Raw genomic sequence first — 20,166 nt, forward strand, 5'->3', positions numbered from 1 at the left:
CGTTTAAAGTCCATGGTGGGCAGCGATTGCTGCCGAGATTGCAAGCGCGAGGACTTCTGGGTCTGTTTCTTTGATGAATGTGAAGTCCTTGATTTTTCTATCTATGAATGAAGTGTCAAATTGTCCTTTGACGAATTCTGGGTCATTGAGAATCTTTTTGAAGAACGGTATTGTTGTTGGAACGCCTCTTATTACGAATTCCCCCAATGCTCTGCGGGAACGCCTTATGGTTTCGTCCCAGTTTCTTCCCCAGACTATCAGTTTTGCGACCATTGAGTCGTAGTAGGGGGGAATCTTGTAGCCTTTGTAAACGACGCCGTCTATACGGACGCCGATTCCGCCGGGGGAGTAGTAGGCTGTTATAGTTCCCGGGCATGGGACGAAGTCTCTTGTTGGGTCTTCTGCGTTTATTCTGAACTGCATTGCAAAGCCGTATATGTTAACGTTTTTCTGTGAGAAGGATAGTCCCATTCCGGCGGCGATTCTTATCTGTTCCTGGACGATGTCTATACCTGTTATTTCTTCTGTTATCGTGTGTTCTACCTGAAGTCTTGGGTTTACTTCCATAAAGTAGAAGTTGCCGTATTTGTCCATCAAGAATTCCCACGTTCCTGCGCCGTAGTAACCTATGGCTTTTGCCGCTTCTACGCATATTCTTCCGAGCCTTTCCCTCTGCCTTTTGGTTAGCACGGGAGAAGGTGCTATTTCAAGAACTTTCTGGTGTCTTCTCTGAAGGGAACAATCTCTTTCGCCTAAGTGGACGACGTTTCCGTGCTTGTCGGCTAATATCTGGATTTCGATGTGGCGGGGATTTTCTATGTATTTCTCTATAAATACTTCGCCTTTACCGAAAGCTGCTTCTGCTTCTTTTACGGCTATTGTGAACTGGTTTTCCAACTCCTTTTCGTTTCTTGCAACTCTCAATCCTCTACCGCCGCCGCCGTGCGCAGCTTTTATCATTACCGGGTAGCCTATCTTTTCGGCTATCTTCTTTGCTTCGCTTAAGTTTTCTATCGGCTCTTCGCTTCCTTCTGCAACGGGAACGCCTAATTCTTTCATTAGCTTTTTGGCTTCTATTTTTGAACCAAACATTTCAAGGTGTTTTGCGTCTGGTCCTATAAATTCAACGCCGTGCTTTCTCGCGTAACGGGCAAAGTCTGCCCTTTCTGATAGAAATCCGTATCCGGGGTGGATTGCATCTGCGCCAGCTCTTTTTGCGATATCCACTATTCTGTAATAGTTTAGGTAGGCTTTTATTGGGTCACCGTGAATCAGGTAGGATTCGTCTGCTTTTTTAACGTGGAGAGAGTTTACGTCTGCTTCTGAATAGATTGCTACGGTTTTTATTCCTAATTCCTTGCAGGCTCTTATTATTCTCGTTGCTACTTCGCCTCTGTTGGCTATGAGAACTTTTTTAAACATTAAAGTAGCCCTCCGATTGCTCTTAATATTAGTGCGGCAATAATACCGGCTATTGCGTCGTCTATTGTGATTCCCCATCCGCCTGGGAGTTTTTCAAAGTAGCGGATAGGAGGAGGTTTCATTATATCAATTACTCTGAATAGAATGAGTCCTAAAAAGACGAGTTTAAGGTTGTGGTAGGCGTTAAGCCCTAAAAAGGTTATTTCCATTCCCAAGACTTCGTCTATTACTACTTCGTCCGGGTCTTTGTTGCCTAACTTTTTTGCTAAATAGTCGGAGGAAATTACGCTGAGGATGAACGTTATTGCGATGATTAGAAGTTGTGCTTTCAGGTTTGGAATCCAGAATAAATAAATTAAAATTGCTGCAAATATTGAGCCCCACGTTCCTGGCATTTTGGGAAGTTTGCCTGTAAAGCAGGCAGTTGCAATGAATTCCATTAGCCAGTTCATTAGAACTCCTTTGTGGTAATTAGTTGAAGTATTATACTTTATAGTGTTAGTAAAACATGGAGGGAGGTTTGAAGATGAGGAAACTTTTAACAGTTGCTACATTGTTGGTCTTTTTGGGTTCCTGTGGTGGAGGAGGAAGTAGTGAGAGTTCTGTTAATAGTGCTTCTATAACGGGGGTTGCTGTTGATGGATATTTAGAAAATGCCACAGTTTGTTTTGACTTGAATGATAACAACAAGTGCGATGAGGGCGAGCCTGTAGCGTACACTGATGAAAATGGAAAATTTTTATTAAAGGTTCCAGGTTCAGAAATTGGTAAGCATAGAGTTGTAGTTGAAGCGATAGAAAATGTAACGAAAGACAATGGGACGGCAGTGCTCGGAAATTTTACTTTGCTTTCTTTAACGGGTAACTACACGGTAGTTTCTCCTTTAACTACAGTTGCTGCTTACCTTGAAGAAAATGGAACAGTTTCTGGAGATGTAGCAGGAGAAATACTTCAATCTTTTGCCCCAGGGCTTCTTGGTGATAGTTCTATGGTTGTTGAAGATTACATTAAAACGGGACAAATGCAAGTTGCCGGTCTGGCAAGGAATTTAGCAAGACTTATGATTCAGTTGAGAAAATTGGGGCTTGATGAAAATCAAATTTATGCTTATGCCGTTTTAAAATTTCCGCAGATTGCTGTTTTAAGTGAGAATGATACAGCTTTTGAAAATTGGTTAAATAGCCTTGATAATAAGACGATGATTGAGTCTGAGCTTGAGTTTGCGGAAGAAGCGAAAATGGGGAAAGTTTTTTCTAACGGCACTTTTTATAATTTTGTGGTTGATTGGGATAATAATACCGGTATTAATTTTATTTCTTTAAGGAAGTCTGTTTTTTCAGATTTGAGTAGTGGCAGTGGGGAAGTTGTTTTCTACGGCTCTGATATTGATGGTAATGATACTGAGTATCCTGATATTTTGGTTAATTCAACTTCCGATGTCAGTAACTGGAGCAGAAAATACAGTTTTAGCTTAGAGCTTGATAATGGAAGTTTGGTTTTTGATAACGTAACATCTTTTGATAATGAAGGGCTGGTTTCTGATAACGAAACGTTTAGAGTAGTAGCTGTTTCGAAAATAAACCTTTCCGGGATTACACTGAATTATAAGTATATATTTCCCGACGATAGAGATACAGAGATTTATAGATTAGGGCTTAATGATTTTAAGGTAACTTTTAGTAACGGAACGGCATATTTGCTGTCTCTTGTAAGTGATAGGGGAGTTAAAGATATGTATCTGTTTGATGAGACTGCAGCCAATCAGATTATAAAAGCTTTGAGAAACTGGTATTCGCCTGCTGAGAATCTATATGGAAAAACTTTGTATCATTTTGTTATAGACTGGGATAATTCAACGGGTAATCATTTTGTAAGTCTTAGAAAAGATGTCTTTCAGATTAACATTGACAGTGGTAACGGAACTTACGATGTTTACAGGTTTGATATTGATGACAATGCTACTTCGTATATAGATCTTGTAGTAAATAATGTTGATGATGTGACTAACTATGATTGGTTACCTGACTATGATTTTAACGCCACCATTTACGATGATGGAGAAATCGGGCTTAATGGAACTAACGGGAACTATAAAGTTATAAGCGTGGTTAAACGTAATCTTGAAGGTGAGCAATTGCCTGCTTATGAAATATTTATTGATGAAAAACAAGATTCAGCGGATCTTGAGGATTTAAATCTTCAGAACTGGGGTGCGACGTTTAGCAGAGGGTATGAGTATATTGTATGGATTGATAACGGGACATCTGTGATTCCAAGGTATCTTTTTGACGAGAATGCCACCAATCAGATTATTCAGCAGTTACCTCACCAATAGAATTTTTCTGGGGGGGGTCCCCCTTTCTTTGAGGAATTTTAATGCTTTTGTTTGAAAGGTATTTTCAGGATAAAGAGTTTATCTGGAAGCCTGGGCTGGAGAGGATAAAGCGGGCTGTTAGAGAGATTGGAGGAAAGAGTTATCCATCAATTATCGTTGCGGGGACGAACGGTAAGGGTTCTACCTGTCATTTTATTGCCGAAATCTTGAAAAAGCACGGTTTAAGAGTTGGTTTGTTTACATCGCCTCACCTTTTCAGGTTTAGCGAGAGAATTAAGGTAGATTTAAAGGAAGTTAACGATGAGGCTTTAGATAAAGCTTTTTATGAGGTTAAAGGTGTTGTTGAGAAGCATGAGTTAACTTATTTTGAGGCTTCGCTGATTTTGGCTTTAAGGGTTTTTGAGGAATTTAAGGTTGACTGTGCCGTTTTTGAGGTGGGGCTTGGCGGAAGGCTTGATGCTACTAACGTTTTAGACCATGAAGTTGGAGTTATAACGACTGTGGGATTAGACCATCAAAGTTATTTAGGTGACACTCTTGAGGAGATTTTTGCCGAAAAGCTGGCGGTTTTGAAGCCTGGTATGGTGGGGGTGGTGTCTAGAAACGACTTGGGCGTTTTGAAAAAGTTTTCTGATAGGTTTCCTGAAGAAACTTACTTTTATGGAGCTGATTTCTGGGAAGATGAGGTTTCTGTTTCTCTTTCAGGGACGAGCTTTTATTACATGAGTCAGGTGCCTGTTTCTTTGAAGGTTGTAGGAAAGCATCAGTCTGTTAACGCTGCCTGTGCGCTAAAAGCGTCTCACGTTTTTGTTGAAAGGTTTTTGGAAAGGAAGTTTTTTATACCTCAATCTATTGATGTTACTTTGAATGGAAGGTTTGAGGTTTTGAGGCAAAATCCCCCCCTCCTCTTCGATGTCGCCCACAACGAAGACGCTTTAAAATCCCTCTTTTCTACGCTTAAAGAGCTGAACGTTCGCGCTTCTGTTTTCTACGGCGGGTTAAGGGATAAAAATCAATTAGTCAACTTGCGAGTGGTGAAGGAGTATTTAGACTGGAGCGGCGGAGAGTTTTACGCCGTTTCAATTGACAATGAGAGGGGACTGAAGGCGGAAGAAATCCTTGAAATTGCAAAGAGTTTGGGAATTAAGGGTGAAAAGGTTGAAAGGATTGAGGTGGGGAGGGTGGATTTTCCTGCCGTTGTTACGGGTTCTTTTTACCTTATAGATAAAATTAAGAGTGAACGGGAATTGCAGGAATAGAAAATGAAATACCTTACAGACTTTGAAGCGTTGAACTATCACGGATACGACTGGCACTCTTTTGCTTTTGAAAAAGAGCGGGAATATCCGCAAGAGGTAAGAGAGTGGGCAGGAGACTACGGTATAGAAAAGCGGGGGGAAAGGGAAATAGCATCACCTATCAGAGCCTTCCTTGACCACCTTTTCTATACGATACGGTTTATGAAGTTAGTTCCTACTTACCGAATAGAAGACCTGCTGTTTAGTGATGAAGAAGAGAAAGAGATACTTCAAAAGGTAGAAGAGCTGCTTGAACCGGTCTTGAACGACGAAGAAAGGGAACTTTTGCACAGGTGGAAGAGGTTTAACGCAGGGGGAAATTATGAACCTGTCAATAGATTCCTCTCTCAAAGAGAAGCTTGGAGAAAAAAGTTTAGAAAGAATAGAAGTAATGATGAAGATTTTAGAGAGCGTCTCAGAAAAGCCTTTGGTCTTTAAAGGCGGAAGTGCCTTGATGCTCTTTTATAGACTTGACCGTTTTTCAGAAGACTTGGATTTTGATTCGCCTTACCCTGTAAGTGTAAACAGTCTGGTGAAATTTTTGGAAAAGTTGGGAGAGGTTTCTGTTAAAAAGGATACTTCTACCGTAAAACGCCTGATGTTAAAACCTTTTGGTAAAGATTTTTCTATAAAGGTAGAAGTTTCTTTGAGAGATTACTCTCCTGTAGATAAACCTATAAGAATTGGAAAGGAGCTGTCGGTTTACAGTATTAATGACTTTTTCCTGCAAAAGCTTTCAGCTCTTATTCACAGAAGGAGGGCAAGAGACCTTTACGATTTGGGATTTATCGTGAAAGAATACGGAGAATATTTAAGTCCGCAGAACAAAGAGAAATTCCTGTCTGCCTTTCGGGATAAGATGGAAATTTACGACCTGATACCTTTATTCGTTGAGGAATTTCAAACGGATAGATTTTTATCCGATAGCGACCTTTTGAAATCTGTGGAAAGATTGATGTCTTTTTACGAAAGAGAGCGGGAAAATTTGTGAGCAATTTCTAACAGGGAGAGGGAGACTTGCTGTTTTTGTGGAAAAGAGAAAAACCTGAAGACTTTATAGTAAGAGAGATTTCTGATATACCGCTTGAGGAAAACGGCGGCTTCTACATTTACCTTCTTGCAAAGCGCGGGATTTCAACCAAAGAGCTGGCGAAAGAGCTAAAGTTTTCCTACGCAGGTTTGAAAGATGCCTTTGCCTTAACGTTCCAAAAAGTTTGCTTTGATGCTTATCAGGGGGACTTTGTAAGAAAGGGGCTTGAAGGCGGAAAGTGGTTTATCCTGAAGTTCTTGGGGAAAGCGAAGAGGAAATTGAAAATCGGTCAGCTTAAAGGAAATAAGTTTGCCGTTAACGTTTCAGGCTTTCCTTACGAGCTTAAAACTTCTTTTATCAACTACTACGACGTTCAGAGAATTGCAAACAACCACGATAGAGGGAAAAGGGTAATCCTTGCCGTTTTAGAGGGAAAAAAGAAAAGGCTAAAATGGCTGGAAAACTTTTTAGTTGACGCCTACCTTTCTTACCTGTGGAATAAAAGCCTTGAACTTTGCTTAAAAGAGCTGACTGATGGAATTTATATTGAAGAGAAGGGCGAAAAGTTTTTCATTCCCTCTCAGATTGATGAAGAGAAGCTGCCGAAATTCTGGACAATTTTGGGATACAAGAAGAAATTGCTTCATTCACAACCTTATTACGAGAAAGTTTTGAAAGAAGAAGGTTTTGAGCTGGAAGAGTTTATTTCCATTTTGAGGCTGATGAAAATCAAGGGTGACTATCGGATGACTTACGTCAGGGTGAGAGAGCTTAAAGAGGTGGCGGGGAGGATTTTTTTCTTTCTGCCTAAAGGCGCTTACGGGACGATGTATTTAAAGCACATTCAAGCGGAGATGAGATGAAAGAATTTCTTTCGCCGTGCGTTTTGTGTCCGAGAGAGTGCAGGGCGTTGAGAGATAGAGGGGAAGTTGGTGTTTGCGGGGTTAAAGATAAACCTATGGTTTCTTCTGCCTTCCCTCATTTTGGTGAAGAGCCGGTTTTGGTTGGCTGGGGCGGTTCGGGGACGATTTTCTTTACAGGTTGCAACCTAAAGTGCGTTTTCTGTCAGAACTACGAGATTTCCCACCTTCTTGAAGGTGAATACATAGAGGTTGAAGAGCTTGCTGCGATAATGCTGAAGCTTCAGGAAATGGGATGCCACAATATCAACTTGGTTACGCCTACCCATCAGGTTCCTTCTATATTTGAGGCGGTTGAAATGGCAAAGAGCAGGGGGCTTAAACTACCGATAGTTTATAACTGCGGCGGTTACGAAAGTGTTGAGGTTTTAAAGGAGTTAAGCGGACTGGTTGATATTTACATGCCCGATATAAAGACGTTTAGCGGAGAGTTTGCAACAAAATACCTGAAAGCGCCGGACTATCCAGAAGTTGTCAAAGAAGCCGTTCTTGAAATGTTCAGTCAGGTTGGGCATTTAAAGGTTAACGAATTCGGGCTGGCAGAAAAAGGGTTAATGATAAGACACCTGGTAATGCCCGGCTGGACGGAAGACAGCAAAGAGATTTTGCTCTGGATAAGGGACAATTTGGGCGCTGAAACTTACGTTAACGTTATGGAGCAATACTTTCCAGCCTACAAAGCTTGTGACTATCCGGAAATCTGCAGGCGCGTTACGAAAGAAGAGTTTGAGGAAGTTTACTCTTTTGCCAAGAACCTTGGTTTGAGGTTGGCGGTTTGAAAATAGAGAGAGAAGTTATCCTTGCTCCTATGGCGGGCTACACTCACTCTGCTTTTAGAAGGCTTTGCAGAAGGCTTGGTGCCGACAGGGTTTATTCAGAGCTTATGAACGCAACGGGGATAGTGTTTAAGGGTGAAGAGAAAGAACTTATCTACTTTGTGGATGAGGAAAGACCGATACACCTTCAAATTTACGGCAGGAACGCCGAGGAAATAGCAGAGGCATCTTTCAAGATTGCTGAAAAATATAAGCCGGAAGCGATAGACATTAACTTTGGCTGTTCTGTTAAAAAGGTTTTAAAGGCCAAGGCTGCCGGTTATCTCTTGCAGTTTCCGAAAGTTATGGGGGAAATAGTTAAAGAAACGGTAAAAGCCTTAAAACCTTTAGGTATTCCCGTTACTGCGAAAATCAGGCTGGGCTTTTACGAGGATACGTTAGAGGAGATAGCTGAAGAGCTTTTAAGTGCCGGCGTTTCTGCCATTGCCCTCCATCCAAGGCGTGCCGTTGATGGATTTTCCGGCGTTGCAAACTGGGACAGAGTGAGGGATTTAAAGAGGATTGCCGACAGCGTGCCTGTGATAGGCAGCGGAGATGTAAGGCACTGGCGGGAGATTGACCAGAAGTTTGAAGAAACCGGTTGCAACGGCGTAATGCTTGGCAGGGCTGCCGTTTCTAATCCCTGGATTTTTAAAGAGTATAGAGAGAAAAGGGATTTGGAAGTTGGATTAAAGGAGAGAGTAGAGTTTGTTCTGGAAGAGCTTGAAATGATGTGGGAATACTTTGATAGAGAAAGAGCCTGTAAGGTTATAAAGGCGCAGATAAGCCAGATATTTAAAGGAATAAGAGGAAAGGCGCGCCTTAACGACCTCGTAATGAGGAGCAAAAGCTGTGAGGAGCTTACTTCTCGCCTGAAAGAGATAGCATCTCTTTAATTTTTTCTTTTAACTCGTCAAGCCCTTCCTTCTTTAAAGCAGAGATGCACACAAGCGGTGAATCTTCGGGGATTATTCCTGCCGTCTTTTCTCTTAAAGCTTCTATATCAAAGTTTTTAACCTTGTCTATCTTGTTTGCAACAAAGATTTTGGGCTTGTCCCAGCTATTGAGTTTTTTAAGAACCGCTTTGACGGATTTTAGTTCTTCTTCAATCTTTTCCGATGAGACGTCAAAAACGATTAGAAGGAGGTCTGCTTCTTTTACTTCTGAAAGGGTTGCGTGGAATGAAGCTACAAGTTCGTGGGGCAGGTTTTTTATAAATCCTACCGTGTCTGAGATGAGAACTTTTTCACCGTCTAAAAAGAGTGAGCCGGTTTTAACGTCTAACGTGGCAAAGGGCATGTCTTTTATGAAAACATCTTTGCGGGTGAGGGAGCGGAGGAGGGTGGATTTTCCGGCGTTTGTGTAACCTACGATTGAAACGGTTTTGAACCCTTTACGTTTTCTGCCTTCTCTGACTAGTTCCTGTCTTCTTATCAGGTTGTTTATTTCCTGGCGGAGTTTGTGGATTTTTCTTCTCAGCGCTCTTGCTTCCTTTTCTGTCTGGGTTTCACCGGGTCCTCTCGTTCCAACGCCACCACCGAGTCTTGACATTGCCTTTCCCATTCCTCTTATGTGAGAGAGCTTGTAGTAAGATTTAGCTAACTCTACCTGTAGCTTTGCCTCTTTCGTTTTTGCCCTTCTTGCAAAGATTTCCAGGATAACTTCCGTTCTGTCCATTACAGGAATGCCGGTTATCTCTTCAATGTTCCTTTTTTGCGAATAGGTTAACGGATGGTATGCGACAATTAGCGTGGCGTTCTTATCTACTTCTTCCAATTTTCCTTTGCCTATGTAGGTTGAAGGAGAAAAAGACCTTCTCTTCTGGATGACTGTCTGAATTACTTCTCCGCCTAACGCTTCAATTAAACCTTTCAATTCTTCTGTATCTATTTCTTCACCTTTTCTTTGAACGGCAACTATTGCTACTCTTTCCTTTTCCATTGTATTAACTCCAATTAAAACGTTTAATCATTATTTATAATGGGCTTTTTATAAGAAGCAAGTTGTGATTTATTTACAAATTTTTTACAATTAAGCCAAATCTGACGTTCGGAGGAAAATTTAATGTTTAAAGGTGGAATGGGTAATTTAAACCAATTGATGAAAGTTGCCAAACAACTGCAAGCTCAAGCTGCTAAGATAAAAGAAGAGATTGAGAATAAGGAGTTTGTAGGAACTGCCGGCGGTGGCGCCGTTAAAGTTGTTGCAAAGGGTTCTGGCGATATCGTTTCTGTTGAAATATCTGATGATTTGATAAAGAGCGGTGACAAAGAGATGATTCAAGACCTTATAGTTGTTGCCGCCAATCAGGCTTTGAAGGAAGGTAGAGAAGAGCTTGCAAGAGAGTTAGGCAAAGTAACAGGTGGTCTGGGAATAGATATTGGAGGTCTTTTTTGATATATCCCGAAGCCCTTGAGTATTTGATAAAGTTTTTCTCTGAAGTGCCTGGAATAAGCGAGAGGGCAGCAGAAAGGGCTGTTCTTTACTTGTCTAAGGCTGATGAGGAAAAGAGGAAACTGGTTATAAATGCCTTAAGGGAAGTTGAATCTTTGAGAAGATGTGCTGAGTGTGGTCTTCCAACTACTGACGTTTTATGTGAAGTTTGTAAAGATGAAAGTAGAGATAGAGAAACTGTTTGCGTTGTAGAGCAACCGCGTGATGCAGCTATAATTGAGAAGCAGGTTGGATATAAAGGACTTTATCATGTTTTGGGTGGTGTTATTTCACCTCTTGAAGATATAGGACCAGAAGAACTTAACGTTAATTCTCTGGTCAGGAGGATAAAGGAGAAAGGGATAAAGACGGTAATAATAGCCTTAAATCCAACAGTTGAAGGTGAAGCTACAGCTAAGTTCCTTCTTAATAAGTTGGATGGTCTGGGAGTAAACGTTTACAGGATAGCTTACGGTCTGCCTTATGGTGCAACAATGGATATGGCTGATGAGTTAACCATAAAGAAGGCTTTTGAAGATAGGAAACTATTATGCGGAGGAAAGTAATGATAGAAATCAGATGGCACGCCCGTGGAGGTCAGGGTGCTGTAACTGCTTCTAAGATTCTTGCCAGTGCTGTTATAAGGGAAGGGAAGTATGCTCAGAGTAACCCAGATTACGGAGCTGAGCGTTCAGGTGCTCCTTTGAGAACTTACAACAGAGTTTCTGAAAAGCCAATAACCCTACACTGCATGGTTTTAAATCCTGATATTGTTGTTGTGGTTGACCCAACGTTGCTTAGAAGCGTTCCGATTTTAGAAGGAACCGATGAAAATGCAGTTTTGGTTATAAATACCAACAAATCTCCTTCAGAAATAAGAGAGAAGTTGGGAATTGAGGGAAGGAAAATCTATACGGTTGATGCCACAAAGATTGCTATGGAAGAGCTTAAAAGACCGCTTATGAACATACCTATGCTTGGTGCTCTTGTTAAGGCTTTAAACGGCATTGTTGATATAAAAACGGTTGAGGAAGATATAAAGAAAACTTTCGGAAAGAAGGTTTCAGAAGAAATTCTTAGCGCTAACATCAAAGCACTTTACAGAGCTTATGAGGAGGTAAAGTCAGAATGATTAAAGGATGGAAAGATTTACCTATAGGTGGCGTTCTTCCAGAGCCGGGCACCAGTGAAAAGTACAATACTGGTGAGTGGAGAGCGTGGAGACCGGTTTTTGAAAAAGATAAGTGTGTTAACTGTATGATTTGCTGGGTTTTTTGTCCTGATTCTTGTATTTTAGTGGAAAACGAGCAAATGGTTGGTGTTGATTACGACCACTGTAAAGGATGTGGTATTTGTGCCCATGAATGTCCAACAAAAGCTCTTGAAATGAAACCTGAATATCTCTTCCGTGAGGAGGACTGATTATGAAACCTGAACTTATAAAGGAAGTAACTTATGTTCCATATTCGGGTAACATGGCAGCAGCGGAAGCTATGAGGCAGATAAATCCAGATGTTGTTGCTGCGTATCCTATTACTCCGCAAACCGAACTTATGCAGTTTTTTGCGGATTTTGTAGCTAACGGACTTGTAGATACTGAGTATATACCTGTTGAGAGTGAACACTCGGCTATGTCTGCCTGTGTTGGTGCAGCTGCAGCAGGTAGTAGATCTATGACGGCGACGGCAGGTCCAGGGCTTGCCTACATGTGGGAGATTCTTGGAATAGCTTCTGGTATGAGACTTCCTATTACAATGACTGTTGTTAACAGAGCGCTTTCTGCTCCTATCAACATTCACGGCGACCAGTCTGATATGATGGGAGCAAGAGATCAGGGCTGGATTATGCTTTTCTCTGAAAACGCCGAAGAACAGTATGATAACTTGATTCAGGCAATAAAGATAGCGGAAGACGAAAGGACAAGATTACCGGTTATGGTTGGAATGGATGGTTTCGTTATATCTCACGCTATTGAAAGAGTTAGGCTTTTGCCCGATAAAGCAGTAGAGGAATTTGTGGGTGAACCTAAAGTGATGTATTCCCTTTTGGACGTTGATAATCCTGTAACTCACGGTGCTGTTGCTATGACCGATTCTTATATGGAGTTTAAACGCCAGCAAAGAGATGCTATGGAAAAGGCTTACAAAGTGATAAGAGAAGTTGGAGAAGCTTTTGAAGAAGCGTTTGGAAAGAGGTATGAACATATAGAAACTTACAAGATAGATGATGCCGATTACGTTTTAATTGTTATAGGTTCTGCAGCTGGAACGGCTAAGTTTGTAATAGACAGGATGAGAGAAAAGGGTGATAAGGTGGGGCTTATCAAGATTAGAACCTACCGTCCGTTCCCTTACTATGATGTTATGGATGCAATAGAAAGCTCTAACTGCAAGGCTATTGGCGTTTTTGATAGAGCTGAAACTTTTGGAGCAGTTGGAGGTCCTCTCTTTAGCGATATAGCTGCTGCAATGTACTTGAGAGGAAAGAGCTATCCTATGATTGATTTTATCTACGGTTTAGGTGGAAGGGATACTAACGTTAATCATATAGAGGAAGCTATAGATAAAGTTAAAAAGTTGGCAGCAGGTGAAGAAGTTCCGCTTACTAACTACCTTAACCTAAAAGAGTAATGGAGGAAATAATGGCTCAGGTTAACGCTTCTGAAGTTAAGATACCGCCTTTGAAGAAACTTACAAACTATCCGGAAAAACTTGCTCCGGGTCATAGGCTTTGTGCCGGATGCGGTGCTTCCATAATAATAAGACAGATGTTTATGGTAGCTAACGCTTTAGGCTATGAACTTGTTATAGCTAACGCTACTGGTTGCGTGGAAGTTTGTACAACTATCTATCCTTACACTGCGTGGCGTTCTCCGTGGATACACAACGCTTTTGAGAATGCAGCTTCAACTATTGCGGGAGTTGAGGCTGCCTATAAGGCTTTAAAGAGAAAAGGAAAGCTTCCTACTGATAAGAAAATCAAGTTTGTAGCTTTAGGCGGTGATGGCGGAACGTACGATATCGGTTTCCAGGCTCTTTCCGGAGCTTTAGAGAGAGGGCATGACTTTATCTACGTTTGCTACGACAACGAAGCTTACATGAATACAGGAATTCAGCGTTCTTCAGCTACTCCTAAATACGCCAATACCACGACTCAGCCTGTTGGAAAGTGTAGTTTAGGTAAACCTCAACATAAGAAGTGGATGCCTGAAGTCGCAGCAGCTCACGGCATTCCTTACGTTGCTCAGGTTTCACCTTCTCACTGGAAAGACTTCTTTGAGAAATTTAAGAAAGCTTTGCTGACTGAAGGACCTTCTTACGTTAACGCTTTTTGTGTTTGTCCGAGAGGATGGCGTTCAAAAGAAGAGGAAGGAATGACTATAGCCAAGTTAGCTGTTGAAACTAACTACTGGCCCCTATTTGAAGTTGAGAACGGTAAGTGGAGAATAACTCATAGACCAAGAAATCCAAAACCGGTTGCAGAGTTTTTGAGAAAACAGGGTAGGTTTAAGCACTTGTTCAAGCCGGGAAATGAGGATAGAATAGAGGAAATTCAAAGAGAAGTTGATAAAAGATGGGACTGGCTTAACAAGATGGAAGAACTTACTAATAGGGAAGAGTGATGCTGAGTTTAAAGCCGGAAGAAGATAAAGAATTAAGAGAACTGCTTACGAAGTTGGCGAACGATAGTAAGTCAAAGATAGTGTTTTTTATAGACAAAGCAGGGCAACTTATAAGCCGGAGTGAATCTCCGGCTTTTTCTTCAGATGATATTACGTTTGCATCTTTAACTGCGGGAAACGTTGCTGCTTCGGAAGCGCTTTCTAAGCTTTTGGGTGAAAAGAATTTAAGTCATATGTTTACCGAGACTGAAGATGAAGGTATCTACATGATAGTTGTTAAAGAGAAGTATATTTTAGTTGTTATCTTTGACAAAAACGTCTCCAATTTGGGTATTGTAAGGGTAAAGATTAAGAAATACTATGACAAGATTGCAGAAATTATGGAGAGAGTGGAGCGAAGAATTAAAGAAGAAACTATGGTTTCTGAAACGATAGATGTTGATGACATAGATTTAGATGCTTTATTTGAGTAAGGGGTTAATTAATGCCATTCGTTAATTTTGCCACTAAAGAGATAAACTGCAAAATAGTTTACTACGGTCCTGGTTTGTCCGGAAAGACCACCAATATTAAGTGGATTTACGACCATATAAAGCCTGAAAATAAAGGAGAAATGATTACTCTTGCGACAGAAACGGAAAGAACTCTTTTCTTTGATTTCGTTCCAATAGAAGTTTCTAACGTAAGAGGATTTAAGGTAAGATTTCACCTGTATACTACGCCTGGACAAATTATCTATCAGGCAAGCAGGAAGTTAATTTTAAAGGGCGTTGATGGTATAGTCTTCGTGGCTGATTCTCAGGAAGAAAGGCATGATGCTAATCTTGATACTCTTGACGATATGATAGAAAACTTGAGAGAGTACGATATAGATATAGCTTCAATTCCTTTGGTCTTTCAGTACAATAAGAGAGATTTGCCGAATATACTTCCTGTTGATGTTTTGCGTAGGGATTTGAATAGGTGGGATAGACCCGATTTTGAAGCTATTGCTAACAAGGGTATAGGCGTTTTAGAAACTTTTAAAGAGATAACAAAACAAGTTTTGAAAACCTTGAAGAAGAATACGTAGGTGGAAAGAGATATCATTCTTGACGTTCTAAATGCGTCTAATTTTAGGTTCTGGGAGTTTTTCTTTGCAGCGTTTAATCTTAGAAGGATTTTCTTTAAGGATTTTGTTGAAACGTGTGCCATTCTAAATGCAAAAAGCGGTAGATGTCCTTCTGATTGTAAGTTCTGTGCTCAGTCTGTTAAGTATAACGTTCCTATTAAAACTTATTCTTTACTTTCAAAAGGGGAGCTTGTTGCTCATGCCTTAAAAGTTTTTGAAAAGGGTATAGATAGATTCAGCTTTGTGACGAGTGGTGTTTCTCTGTCGCAAAGAGATATAAAGGTAATTGGTGAAGCGATAGAAGAGATTCTTTCCGTTGTTCCTTCTGCAAAGATATGTGCTTCTTTGGGACAGTTGACAGAGGAGGATTTGAAATTTTTGAAATCGTGTGGTTTGAGACGATACCACCATAATTTAGAAACTTCAAAAGAGTTTTATCCTAAAATTTCTTCCTATCAGAGGTGGGAGGATAGGTTTAGAACTGTTTTGATGGCGAAAGAGGTGGGGCTTGAGGTGTGTTGTGGGGGGATTTTTGGATTGGGAGAGTCTGAAGAAGATGTAGTTTCTTTTGTTAAGAGTTTAAAGGAACTTGAAGTTGATTCTGTACCTGTGAACTTCCTTAAACCTATAAAAGGGACACCTTTGGAAAATGTAAATTTTCTGACGCCTTTGAAGTGTTTAAAAATACTCGTGTCTTTAAGATTGGCGATGCCTTCCACGTCCATCAGAGTTTGCGGTGGAAGGGAATACAACCTTAGAGATTTACAAGCCTTTTCTATTTTAACAGCTGATGCTTTGATGGTGGGCAACTATTTGACAACGAAAGGTAGGAACCTTCAAGATGATGAACTAATGATAAAAGATGTAGGATTGAAAAGCCATTTGAAAGTTTGAGATGGCGGGCCCGGGAGGATTCGAACCTCCGACCTACGGATTAGAAGTCCGTTGCTCTATCCAGCTGAGCTACGGGCCCTTGAGTTGAATGGTCGGGGCAGCCCGATTTGAACGGGCGACCTCGTGCTCCCAAGGCACGCGCTCTAACCAAGCTGAGCTATGCCCCGAATTTGACAGTGCAAAATATAGGAAATTAAAAAAGATTTGGCAAGGGGAATTAGACTTCTAAACTTCTTCCGCTGTTTCTAAATACTTCTACTGGTTTATTGTTTTCATCAACTAAAACAACAGTAGGAGAGAATCCATCTATTTCATCTTCTTCAAGCTCGCAGTAGCTCACAATGATTACTAAATCTCCTTTTTGGACTTTCCGTGCAGCTGCTCCGTTTAAGCATATTTCTCCGCTGTTTGGCGCTCCAGGGATTACGTAAGTGGAGAATCTTTCTCCGTTGTTGATATTGTAAATATCAACCTTTTCATAGGGTAGTATATCTGCTAATTCCAAAAGCTTGCTATCTATTGTTATACTGCCCTCGTAGTTTAAATCTGCGCCTGTTACTGTTGCCCGGTGGATTTTGGATTTGAACATAATTCTTTTCATTCCACCTTCTCCTATCTGGTCTGTTCGCAGCTAAATATATTTCAATGTGTGATTTATGTAAACTGTGGAAGATTATCAATTGGTGCTAAAGGAAGAAAATAGCCTAAATTAAGGAAGTGAAGCTATTAAAAGGGGGAGGATATGGTTAGGTATCCGGCTGTTGCAGGTCAATTTTACCCTGCTGATAGAACGGAACTTGAGCAGTATATGAAAAGTTTCTGTAGGAAGGACGTTCCGAAAGTAAAGGCTAGAGCTATTGTTGTTCCTCATGCTGGTTATATGTACTCGGGAAGGGTCGCCGGTGAGACTTATAGTAGAGTAGAGATACCGCCCGTTAACGTTGTTATGGGACCAAATCATACTGGACTTGGTGCGAGAGTTTCCGTTTATCCTGAAGGTGTTTGGGTGACCCCTTTTGGGGAGGTTCCTGTAAATAGTGGTGTTACTGCTGAGCTTGTAAATTATTACCCTTACACAGCGGATACAGCTGCGCACCTTTATGAGCATTCTCTTGAGGTACAATTGCCTTTCTTGCAATTCTGCTCTGGTTTTAGGGAGGATTTATCCATTGTCCCTATTACTTTTCAGCATATTTCTTATGCAGATTGCGAAAAGGCAGGTGAAGGGTTGGCAAGTGCAGTAAAGGATGAAGATAGTTTGATAGTTATTAGTACAGACTTTTCCCACTACGTATCTCAGGAAGAAGCGAACAAGTTGGATTCCTTTGCTATTGATGCGATATTAAACCTTGACCCTGAAGAGCTTTACAGGAGGGTTGTTACTTATAACATATCTATGTGTGGTTTTGTTCCTGCAACTGTGGGAATTATTGCTGCTAAGTTGTTGGGAGCTACGGAAGCAGAATTGGTTATGTACAGAACGTCCGGTGACGTGACGGGAGATTACTCTTACGTTGTTGGTTATGCTGGAATCATCATATATTAAATATGATAGAATTGCGTAAAAATTCTTTTATAGAATTGGGAGGATAAATTGAGCGATTGTGAAAAGGTGGCGGAGATTTTAAAAGCCTTGGGGCATCCTACGAGAGTGAAAATAATAAAGTATTTAGCCGATGGTGAGAAATGCGTGAAAGAGATATGGCAGGAGCTTGAAATACCTCAGCCTACCGTATCTCAGCATATCAATATTTTGAAAAACGCTGGAATTATCTCTTATAAAAAGGATGGGGTAAAAACTTGTTATAAGATTGAAGATCCAAGAGTTATAGATATTATTAAACTATTATCTGAAGAGGAGGTATAGTTAACATGGCACAGGAAATTAGGACTGTTGAAGAATTTGAAAGAGAAGTTTTGGCTTCCGACATTCCAGTTTTGGTTGATTTTTGGGCTCCTTGGTGTGGACCTTGTAGAATGTTGGCTCCTACAATAGACAAGTTAGCAGAGGAGTATGCAGGTAAAGTGAAGGTTGTTAAGGTGAATACGGATGAACTTCCTATGGTTGCTATGCAGTACGGTATAAGAGGTATTCCAACGGTGATGCTTTTTGTTAATGGAGATGTGGCAGATGTTAAGGTAGGTCTTCAACCAGAGGCTGTATTTAGAGACATGATAGAGAGGGTAATTGGAGAATAGAGATGAAAGTATGGGATACCGTTATAGTTGGTGCCGGTCCTGCGGGGCTGGCAGCTGGTATTTACGCAGGAAGGTCAAGACTTTCTACTTTGATTTTAGACCAGATGATGCCGGGAGGGCAGCTTCTCATAACTGAGCAGATAGAGAACTATCCCGGCTTTTCTGAAGGGATAACGGGTTTTGAACTTTCTGAAAAGATGAGGGTTCATGCTGAAAAGTTTGGAGCAGTTTTTGAAAATGGACAGCCTGTTACTTCTGTTGATTTAGATGGTGATATTTTCGTCATTAGGACTGATTCAGGAGAGATAAAGGGAAGAACGGTTATTTGGGCAGCAGGCTCTGTTCCGAGAAAACTTAACGTTCCTGGAGAAGCTGAATTTGTAGGTAGGGGTGTTTCCTACTGTGCTGTTTGTGATGGTGCGTTTTTCAAGGATAAAGTAGTTGCAGTTGTAGGAGGAGGTGATTCCGCTTTAGAAGAAGCGCTCTACTTGACGAAATTTGCTAAGAAAGTTTATCTGATACACAGGAGAGATGCTTTCAGAGCTGTGAAGATTATTCAGGATAGAGTGTTTAATTGTGAAAAGATAGAACCTCTTTTTGATAGAGTGGTTGAATCTATTAATGGAACGCAATTCGTTGAATCTCTTACTCTAAAGAACGTTAAAACTGGAGAAAAAGAAGAGCTTCCTGTTGATGGTGTGTTTATTTTTATCGGTAATGAACCTAACTCTGCTCCTGTTGCGCACCTTGTAGATACAACGGAACAAGGGTTTATAATTACCGATGAGGAAATGGCGACTAAAACGCCGGGCTTGTTTGCAGCCGGTGATGTTAGACATAAATCTTTAAAACAGGTTGTTACCGCTGCTGCTGATGGTGCTATAGCAGCAATGTCTGCTACCAAATACCTTGAGGAGAAGGAAGGTTAGTATGAAGAGGTTTTTGGCTTTAGCTGTTTTATGTTCTCTTCTTTCTTTTTTTAGCTGTGGAGAAAAGAAAGAAACTCCATCTCATAAGGTAACAGAAAAACAGAAGGAGAACGGTTATAAGGCTTACGACTTTACCTTTACTGATATTAACGGTAAAAAGCATAAACTTTCAGATTTCCGCGGTAAAGTTGTAATTGTTCAGTTTTTTGGAACGTACTGTCCACCGTGTAAAGCAGAGATTCCGGTGCTTGAAAGTATTTATAAGAAGTATGCCGGGAAGGTTGTTGTTATAGGGTTGGCTGTTGATGATGTGGGTGATACGCCTGAAAATCAAAAATTGTTTGTTGAAAAAGCTTTAAAGCCTTTTGTTTCTGAAATGGGGATAACGTATTTAGTTGGTCCTGCTCCTGAAAAAGCTTGGGAGGCTTATGCCTATAAGGTGGTGGGTTTGGATTCTATTCCACAGACTTACATAATAGATAAGCATGGTTATCTCAGGTACTATGAAACTGGATTTATGCCTTCCTATGCTTCCCTTTTTGATGAAGCTGTGAGGAAGCTTCTGCAGGAAAAATGAAGATAAAAAACGTAAAGCTGTATAAAACGGTTTACGTGCCGGAGGACTTACCTCAGACGCCCTACAGAGAAGTTGCTTTTGTGGGGCGTTCTAACGTTGGAAAATCCTCCCTCCTCAACACCTTAGCCAACAACTTCAAATTAGCGAAGGTCAGCTCCGAACCGGGGAAAACCCGCTCCATCAACTTCTTTTTAGTTGACGGCAAGTTCTTTTTGGTTGACCTGCCCGGCTACGGCTTTGCAAAAGTTCCCTTTTCTGAACAAAAGCGCTGGAGAGACCTTATAGAAAGTTATCTAAAGGAGAGGGACACCTTAAAGCGCGTTTTCCTCCTTGTAGATTCAAGGGTCGGTCCTACAGAGAAAGACGTTCAGATGAAAGAATGGCTTGACTTTTACGGCATTCCCTACACGATTGTTGCTACGAAAGTTGATAAACTTAAAAAATCTGAAAGGGTAAAACTGAAGTCAAAAATAGAAAAGGGATTCGGGGATTCTAACGTTACGGTTATTCCCTTTTCTGCAAAGACGAGAGAGGGCAGGCAGGAAGTCCTGAAAGAGATAAAGAAAGCTTTAGAGAGCTGA

Annotated in this window: 26 protein-coding genes and 2 tRNA genes; 22 read left to right on the forward strand and 6 right to left on the reverse strand. The window is 40.9% G+C overall.

Annotation, left to right across the window (positions count from 1 at the left end; all coding sequences use genetic code 11):
• Positions 1–3: 3 nt before the first annotated feature.
• Positions 4–1,422, reverse strand: a complete 1,419-nt coding sequence (gene accC, locus QOL23_RS05445) for an acetyl-CoA carboxylase biotin carboxylase subunit (RefSeq protein WP_283400571.1) — start codon at positions 1,420–1,422, stop codon at positions 4–6.
• Positions 1,422–1,874, reverse strand: a complete 453-nt coding sequence (locus QOL23_RS05450; protein WP_283400572.1) for a phosphatidylglycerophosphatase A family protein — start codon at positions 1,872–1,874, stop codon at positions 1,422–1,424. Before QOL23_RS05450 ends, accC begins: the two co-directional genes overlap by 1 nt.
• A 74-nt stretch (positions 1,875–1,948) precedes the next feature.
• Between QOL23_RS05450 and QOL23_RS05455 the strand changes: the two genes are divergently transcribed.
• The 7 genes from QOL23_RS05455 to QOL23_RS05485 are packed head-to-tail and all read left to right on the forward strand — an operon-like array spanning position 1,949 to position 8,716.
• The gene (locus QOL23_RS05455; RefSeq protein WP_283400573.1) at positions 1,949–3,757 is read left to right on the forward strand and encodes a hypothetical protein; all 1,809 of its coding nucleotides are present in this window, start codon (positions 1,949–1,951) and stop codon (positions 3,755–3,757) included.
• Between the two features lie 41 nt (positions 3,758–3,798).
• Positions 3,799–5,016 carry a bifunctional folylpolyglutamate synthase/dihydrofolate synthase gene (locus QOL23_RS05460; protein ID WP_283400574.1) on the forward strand — a complete coding sequence of 406 codons (1,218 nt, stop codon included), beginning with the start codon at positions 3,799–3,801 and terminating at the stop codon, positions 5,014–5,016.
• A 3-nt stretch (positions 5,017–5,019) separates the two neighbouring features.
• Positions 5,020–5,493 carry a hypothetical protein gene (locus QOL23_RS05465; protein ID WP_283400575.1) on the forward strand — a complete coding sequence of 158 codons (474 nt, stop codon included), beginning with the start codon at positions 5,020–5,022 and terminating at the stop codon, positions 5,491–5,493.
• Positions 5,378–6,046, forward strand: a complete 669-nt coding sequence (locus tag QOL23_RS05470; RefSeq protein ID WP_283400576.1) for a nucleotidyl transferase AbiEii/AbiGii toxin family protein — start codon at positions 5,378–5,380, stop codon at positions 6,044–6,046. Before QOL23_RS05465 ends, QOL23_RS05470 begins: the two co-directional genes overlap by 116 nt.
• A gap of 26 nt (positions 6,047–6,072) precedes the next feature.
• Positions 6,073–6,948: a tRNA pseudouridine(13) synthase TruD gene (truD, locus tag QOL23_RS05475; protein ID WP_283400577.1), complete on the forward strand. Its 876-nt coding sequence runs from the start codon at positions 6,073–6,075 to the stop codon at positions 6,946–6,948.
• Positions 6,945–7,784 carry a radical SAM protein gene (locus tag QOL23_RS05480; RefSeq protein ID WP_283400578.1) on the forward strand — a complete coding sequence of 280 codons (840 nt, stop codon included), beginning with the start codon at positions 6,945–6,947 and terminating at the stop codon, positions 7,782–7,784. The genes truD and QOL23_RS05480 overlap by 4 nt, the downstream gene beginning before the upstream one ends.
• Complete coding sequence (locus tag QOL23_RS05485; protein WP_283400579.1) at positions 7,781–8,716, forward strand: tRNA dihydrouridine synthase; 936 nt, start codon at positions 7,781–7,783, stop codon at positions 8,714–8,716. The genes QOL23_RS05480 and QOL23_RS05485 overlap by 4 nt, the downstream gene beginning before the upstream one ends.
• Here the strand turns inward: QOL23_RS05485 and hflX are convergent.
• Positions 8,682–9,761, reverse strand: a complete 1,080-nt coding sequence (hflX, locus tag QOL23_RS05490) for a GTPase HflX (protein ID WP_283400580.1) — start codon at positions 9,759–9,761, stop codon at positions 8,682–8,684. The two genes, QOL23_RS05485 and hflX, sit on opposite strands and share 35 nt — an antisense overlap.
• Positions 9,762–9,884: 123 nt before the next feature.
• Between hflX and QOL23_RS05495 the strand changes: the two genes are divergently transcribed.
• Genes QOL23_RS05495 through bioB form a run of 9 tightly spaced genes read left to right on the forward strand, consistent with a single transcriptional unit; the run spans position 9,885 to position 15,880 of the window.
• The gene (locus QOL23_RS05495) at positions 9,885–10,217 is read left to right on the forward strand and encodes a YbaB/EbfC family nucleoid-associated protein (protein ID WP_283400581.1); all 333 of its coding nucleotides are present in this window, start codon (positions 9,885–9,887) and stop codon (positions 10,215–10,217) included.
• Positions 10,214–10,819: a recombination mediator RecR gene (recR, locus tag QOL23_RS05500; RefSeq protein ID WP_283400582.1), complete on the forward strand. Its 606-nt coding sequence runs from the start codon at positions 10,214–10,216 to the stop codon at positions 10,817–10,819. Before QOL23_RS05495 ends, recR begins: the two co-directional genes overlap by 4 nt.
• Positions 10,819–11,385, forward strand: coding sequence for a 2-oxoacid:acceptor oxidoreductase subunit gamma family protein (locus tag QOL23_RS05505; RefSeq protein WP_283400583.1), 567 nt, complete (start codon positions 10,819–10,821; stop codon positions 11,383–11,385). Before recR ends, QOL23_RS05505 begins: the two co-directional genes overlap by 1 nt.
• Complete coding sequence (porD, locus tag QOL23_RS05510; RefSeq protein WP_283400584.1) at positions 11,382–11,675, forward strand: pyruvate synthase subunit PorD; 294 nt, start codon at positions 11,382–11,384, stop codon at positions 11,673–11,675. The genes QOL23_RS05505 and porD overlap by 4 nt, the downstream gene beginning before the upstream one ends.
• Before the next feature lie 2 nt (positions 11,676–11,677).
• Positions 11,678–12,883, forward strand: a complete 1,206-nt coding sequence (porA, locus tag QOL23_RS05515; protein ID WP_283400585.1) for a pyruvate ferredoxin oxidoreductase — start codon at positions 11,678–11,680, stop codon at positions 12,881–12,883.
• 11 nt (positions 12,884–12,894) lie between these two features.
• Complete coding sequence (locus tag QOL23_RS05520; RefSeq protein ID WP_283400586.1) at positions 12,895–13,875, forward strand: thiamine pyrophosphate-dependent enzyme; 981 nt, start codon at positions 12,895–12,897, stop codon at positions 13,873–13,875.
• The gene (locus tag QOL23_RS05525; protein WP_283400587.1) at positions 13,875–14,348 is read left to right on the forward strand and encodes a roadblock/LC7 domain-containing protein; all 474 of its coding nucleotides are present in this window, start codon (positions 13,875–13,877) and stop codon (positions 14,346–14,348) included. The genes QOL23_RS05520 and QOL23_RS05525 overlap by 1 nt, the downstream gene beginning before the upstream one ends.
• Before the next feature lie 11 nt (positions 14,349–14,359).
• Entirely contained in the window at positions 14,360–14,947 is a 588-nt protein-coding gene (locus QOL23_RS05530; protein WP_283400588.1) for a GTP-binding protein, read from the forward strand.
• Positions 14,948–15,880 (forward strand): biotin synthase BioB, encoded by a 933-nt coding sequence (gene bioB, locus QOL23_RS05535; RefSeq protein ID WP_283400589.1) that lies wholly within the window; start codon positions 14,948–14,950, stop codon positions 15,878–15,880.
• A 2-nt stretch (positions 15,881–15,882) separates the two neighbouring features.
• On the opposite strand, the gene QOL23_RS05540 is transcribed toward bioB, so the two are convergent.
• The 3 genes from QOL23_RS05540 to panD all read right to left on the reverse strand — a co-directional run bounded on the left by QOL23_RS05540 (position 15,883) and on the right by panD (position 16,481).
• A tRNA-Arg gene (locus QOL23_RS05540) sits at positions 15,883–15,959 on the reverse strand.
• A gap of 10 nt (positions 15,960–15,969) precedes the next feature.
• Positions 15,970–16,047: transfer RNA gene (locus QOL23_RS05545), tRNA-Pro, on the reverse strand.
• A 50-nt stretch (positions 16,048–16,097) separates the two neighbouring features.
• Complete coding sequence (gene panD / locus QOL23_RS05550) at positions 16,098–16,481, reverse strand: aspartate 1-decarboxylase (RefSeq protein ID WP_283400590.1); 384 nt, start codon at positions 16,479–16,481, stop codon at positions 16,098–16,100.
• Between the two features lie 141 nt (positions 16,482–16,622).
• Here panD and amrB point away from each other — a divergent pair, with 141 nt between their 5' ends.
• Genes amrB through yihA form a run of 6 tightly spaced genes read left to right on the forward strand, consistent with a single transcriptional unit; the run spans position 16,623 to position 20,166 of the window.
• Complete coding sequence (gene amrB / locus QOL23_RS05555) at positions 16,623–17,426, forward strand: AmmeMemoRadiSam system protein B (RefSeq protein ID WP_283400591.1); 804 nt, start codon at positions 16,623–16,625, stop codon at positions 17,424–17,426.
• Positions 17,427–17,474: 48 nt separating this feature from the next.
• Positions 17,475–17,747, forward strand: coding sequence for an ArsR/SmtB family transcription factor (locus tag QOL23_RS05560; RefSeq protein ID WP_283400592.1), 273 nt, complete (start codon positions 17,475–17,477; stop codon positions 17,745–17,747).
• A gap of 5 nt (positions 17,748–17,752) precedes the next feature.
• Positions 17,753–18,079: a thioredoxin gene (gene trxA / locus QOL23_RS05565; RefSeq protein ID WP_283400593.1), complete on the forward strand. Its 327-nt coding sequence runs from the start codon at positions 17,753–17,755 to the stop codon at positions 18,077–18,079.
• 2 nt (positions 18,080–18,081) lie between these two features.
• On the forward strand, positions 18,082–19,008 hold the full coding sequence (trxB, locus tag QOL23_RS05570) for a thioredoxin-disulfide reductase (protein WP_283400594.1): 927 nt from the start codon (positions 18,082–18,084) through the stop codon (positions 19,006–19,008).
• A gap of 1 nt (position 19,009) precedes the next feature.
• Entirely contained in the window at positions 19,010–19,585 is a 576-nt protein-coding gene (locus QOL23_RS05575) for a TlpA family protein disulfide reductase (protein ID WP_283400595.1), read from the forward strand.
• The gene (yihA, locus tag QOL23_RS05580) at positions 19,582–20,166 is read left to right on the forward strand and encodes a ribosome biogenesis GTP-binding protein YihA/YsxC (protein WP_283400596.1); all 585 of its coding nucleotides are present in this window, start codon (positions 19,582–19,584) and stop codon (positions 20,164–20,166) included. Before QOL23_RS05575 ends, yihA begins: the two co-directional genes overlap by 4 nt.

The sequence above is a fragment of the Desulfurobacterium pacificum genome (genome assembly GCF_900182835.1).
In the GTDB taxonomy this organism is placed as follows: domain Bacteria; phylum Aquificota; class Aquificia; order Desulfurobacteriales; family Desulfurobacteriaceae; genus Desulfurobacterium_B; species Desulfurobacterium_B pacificum.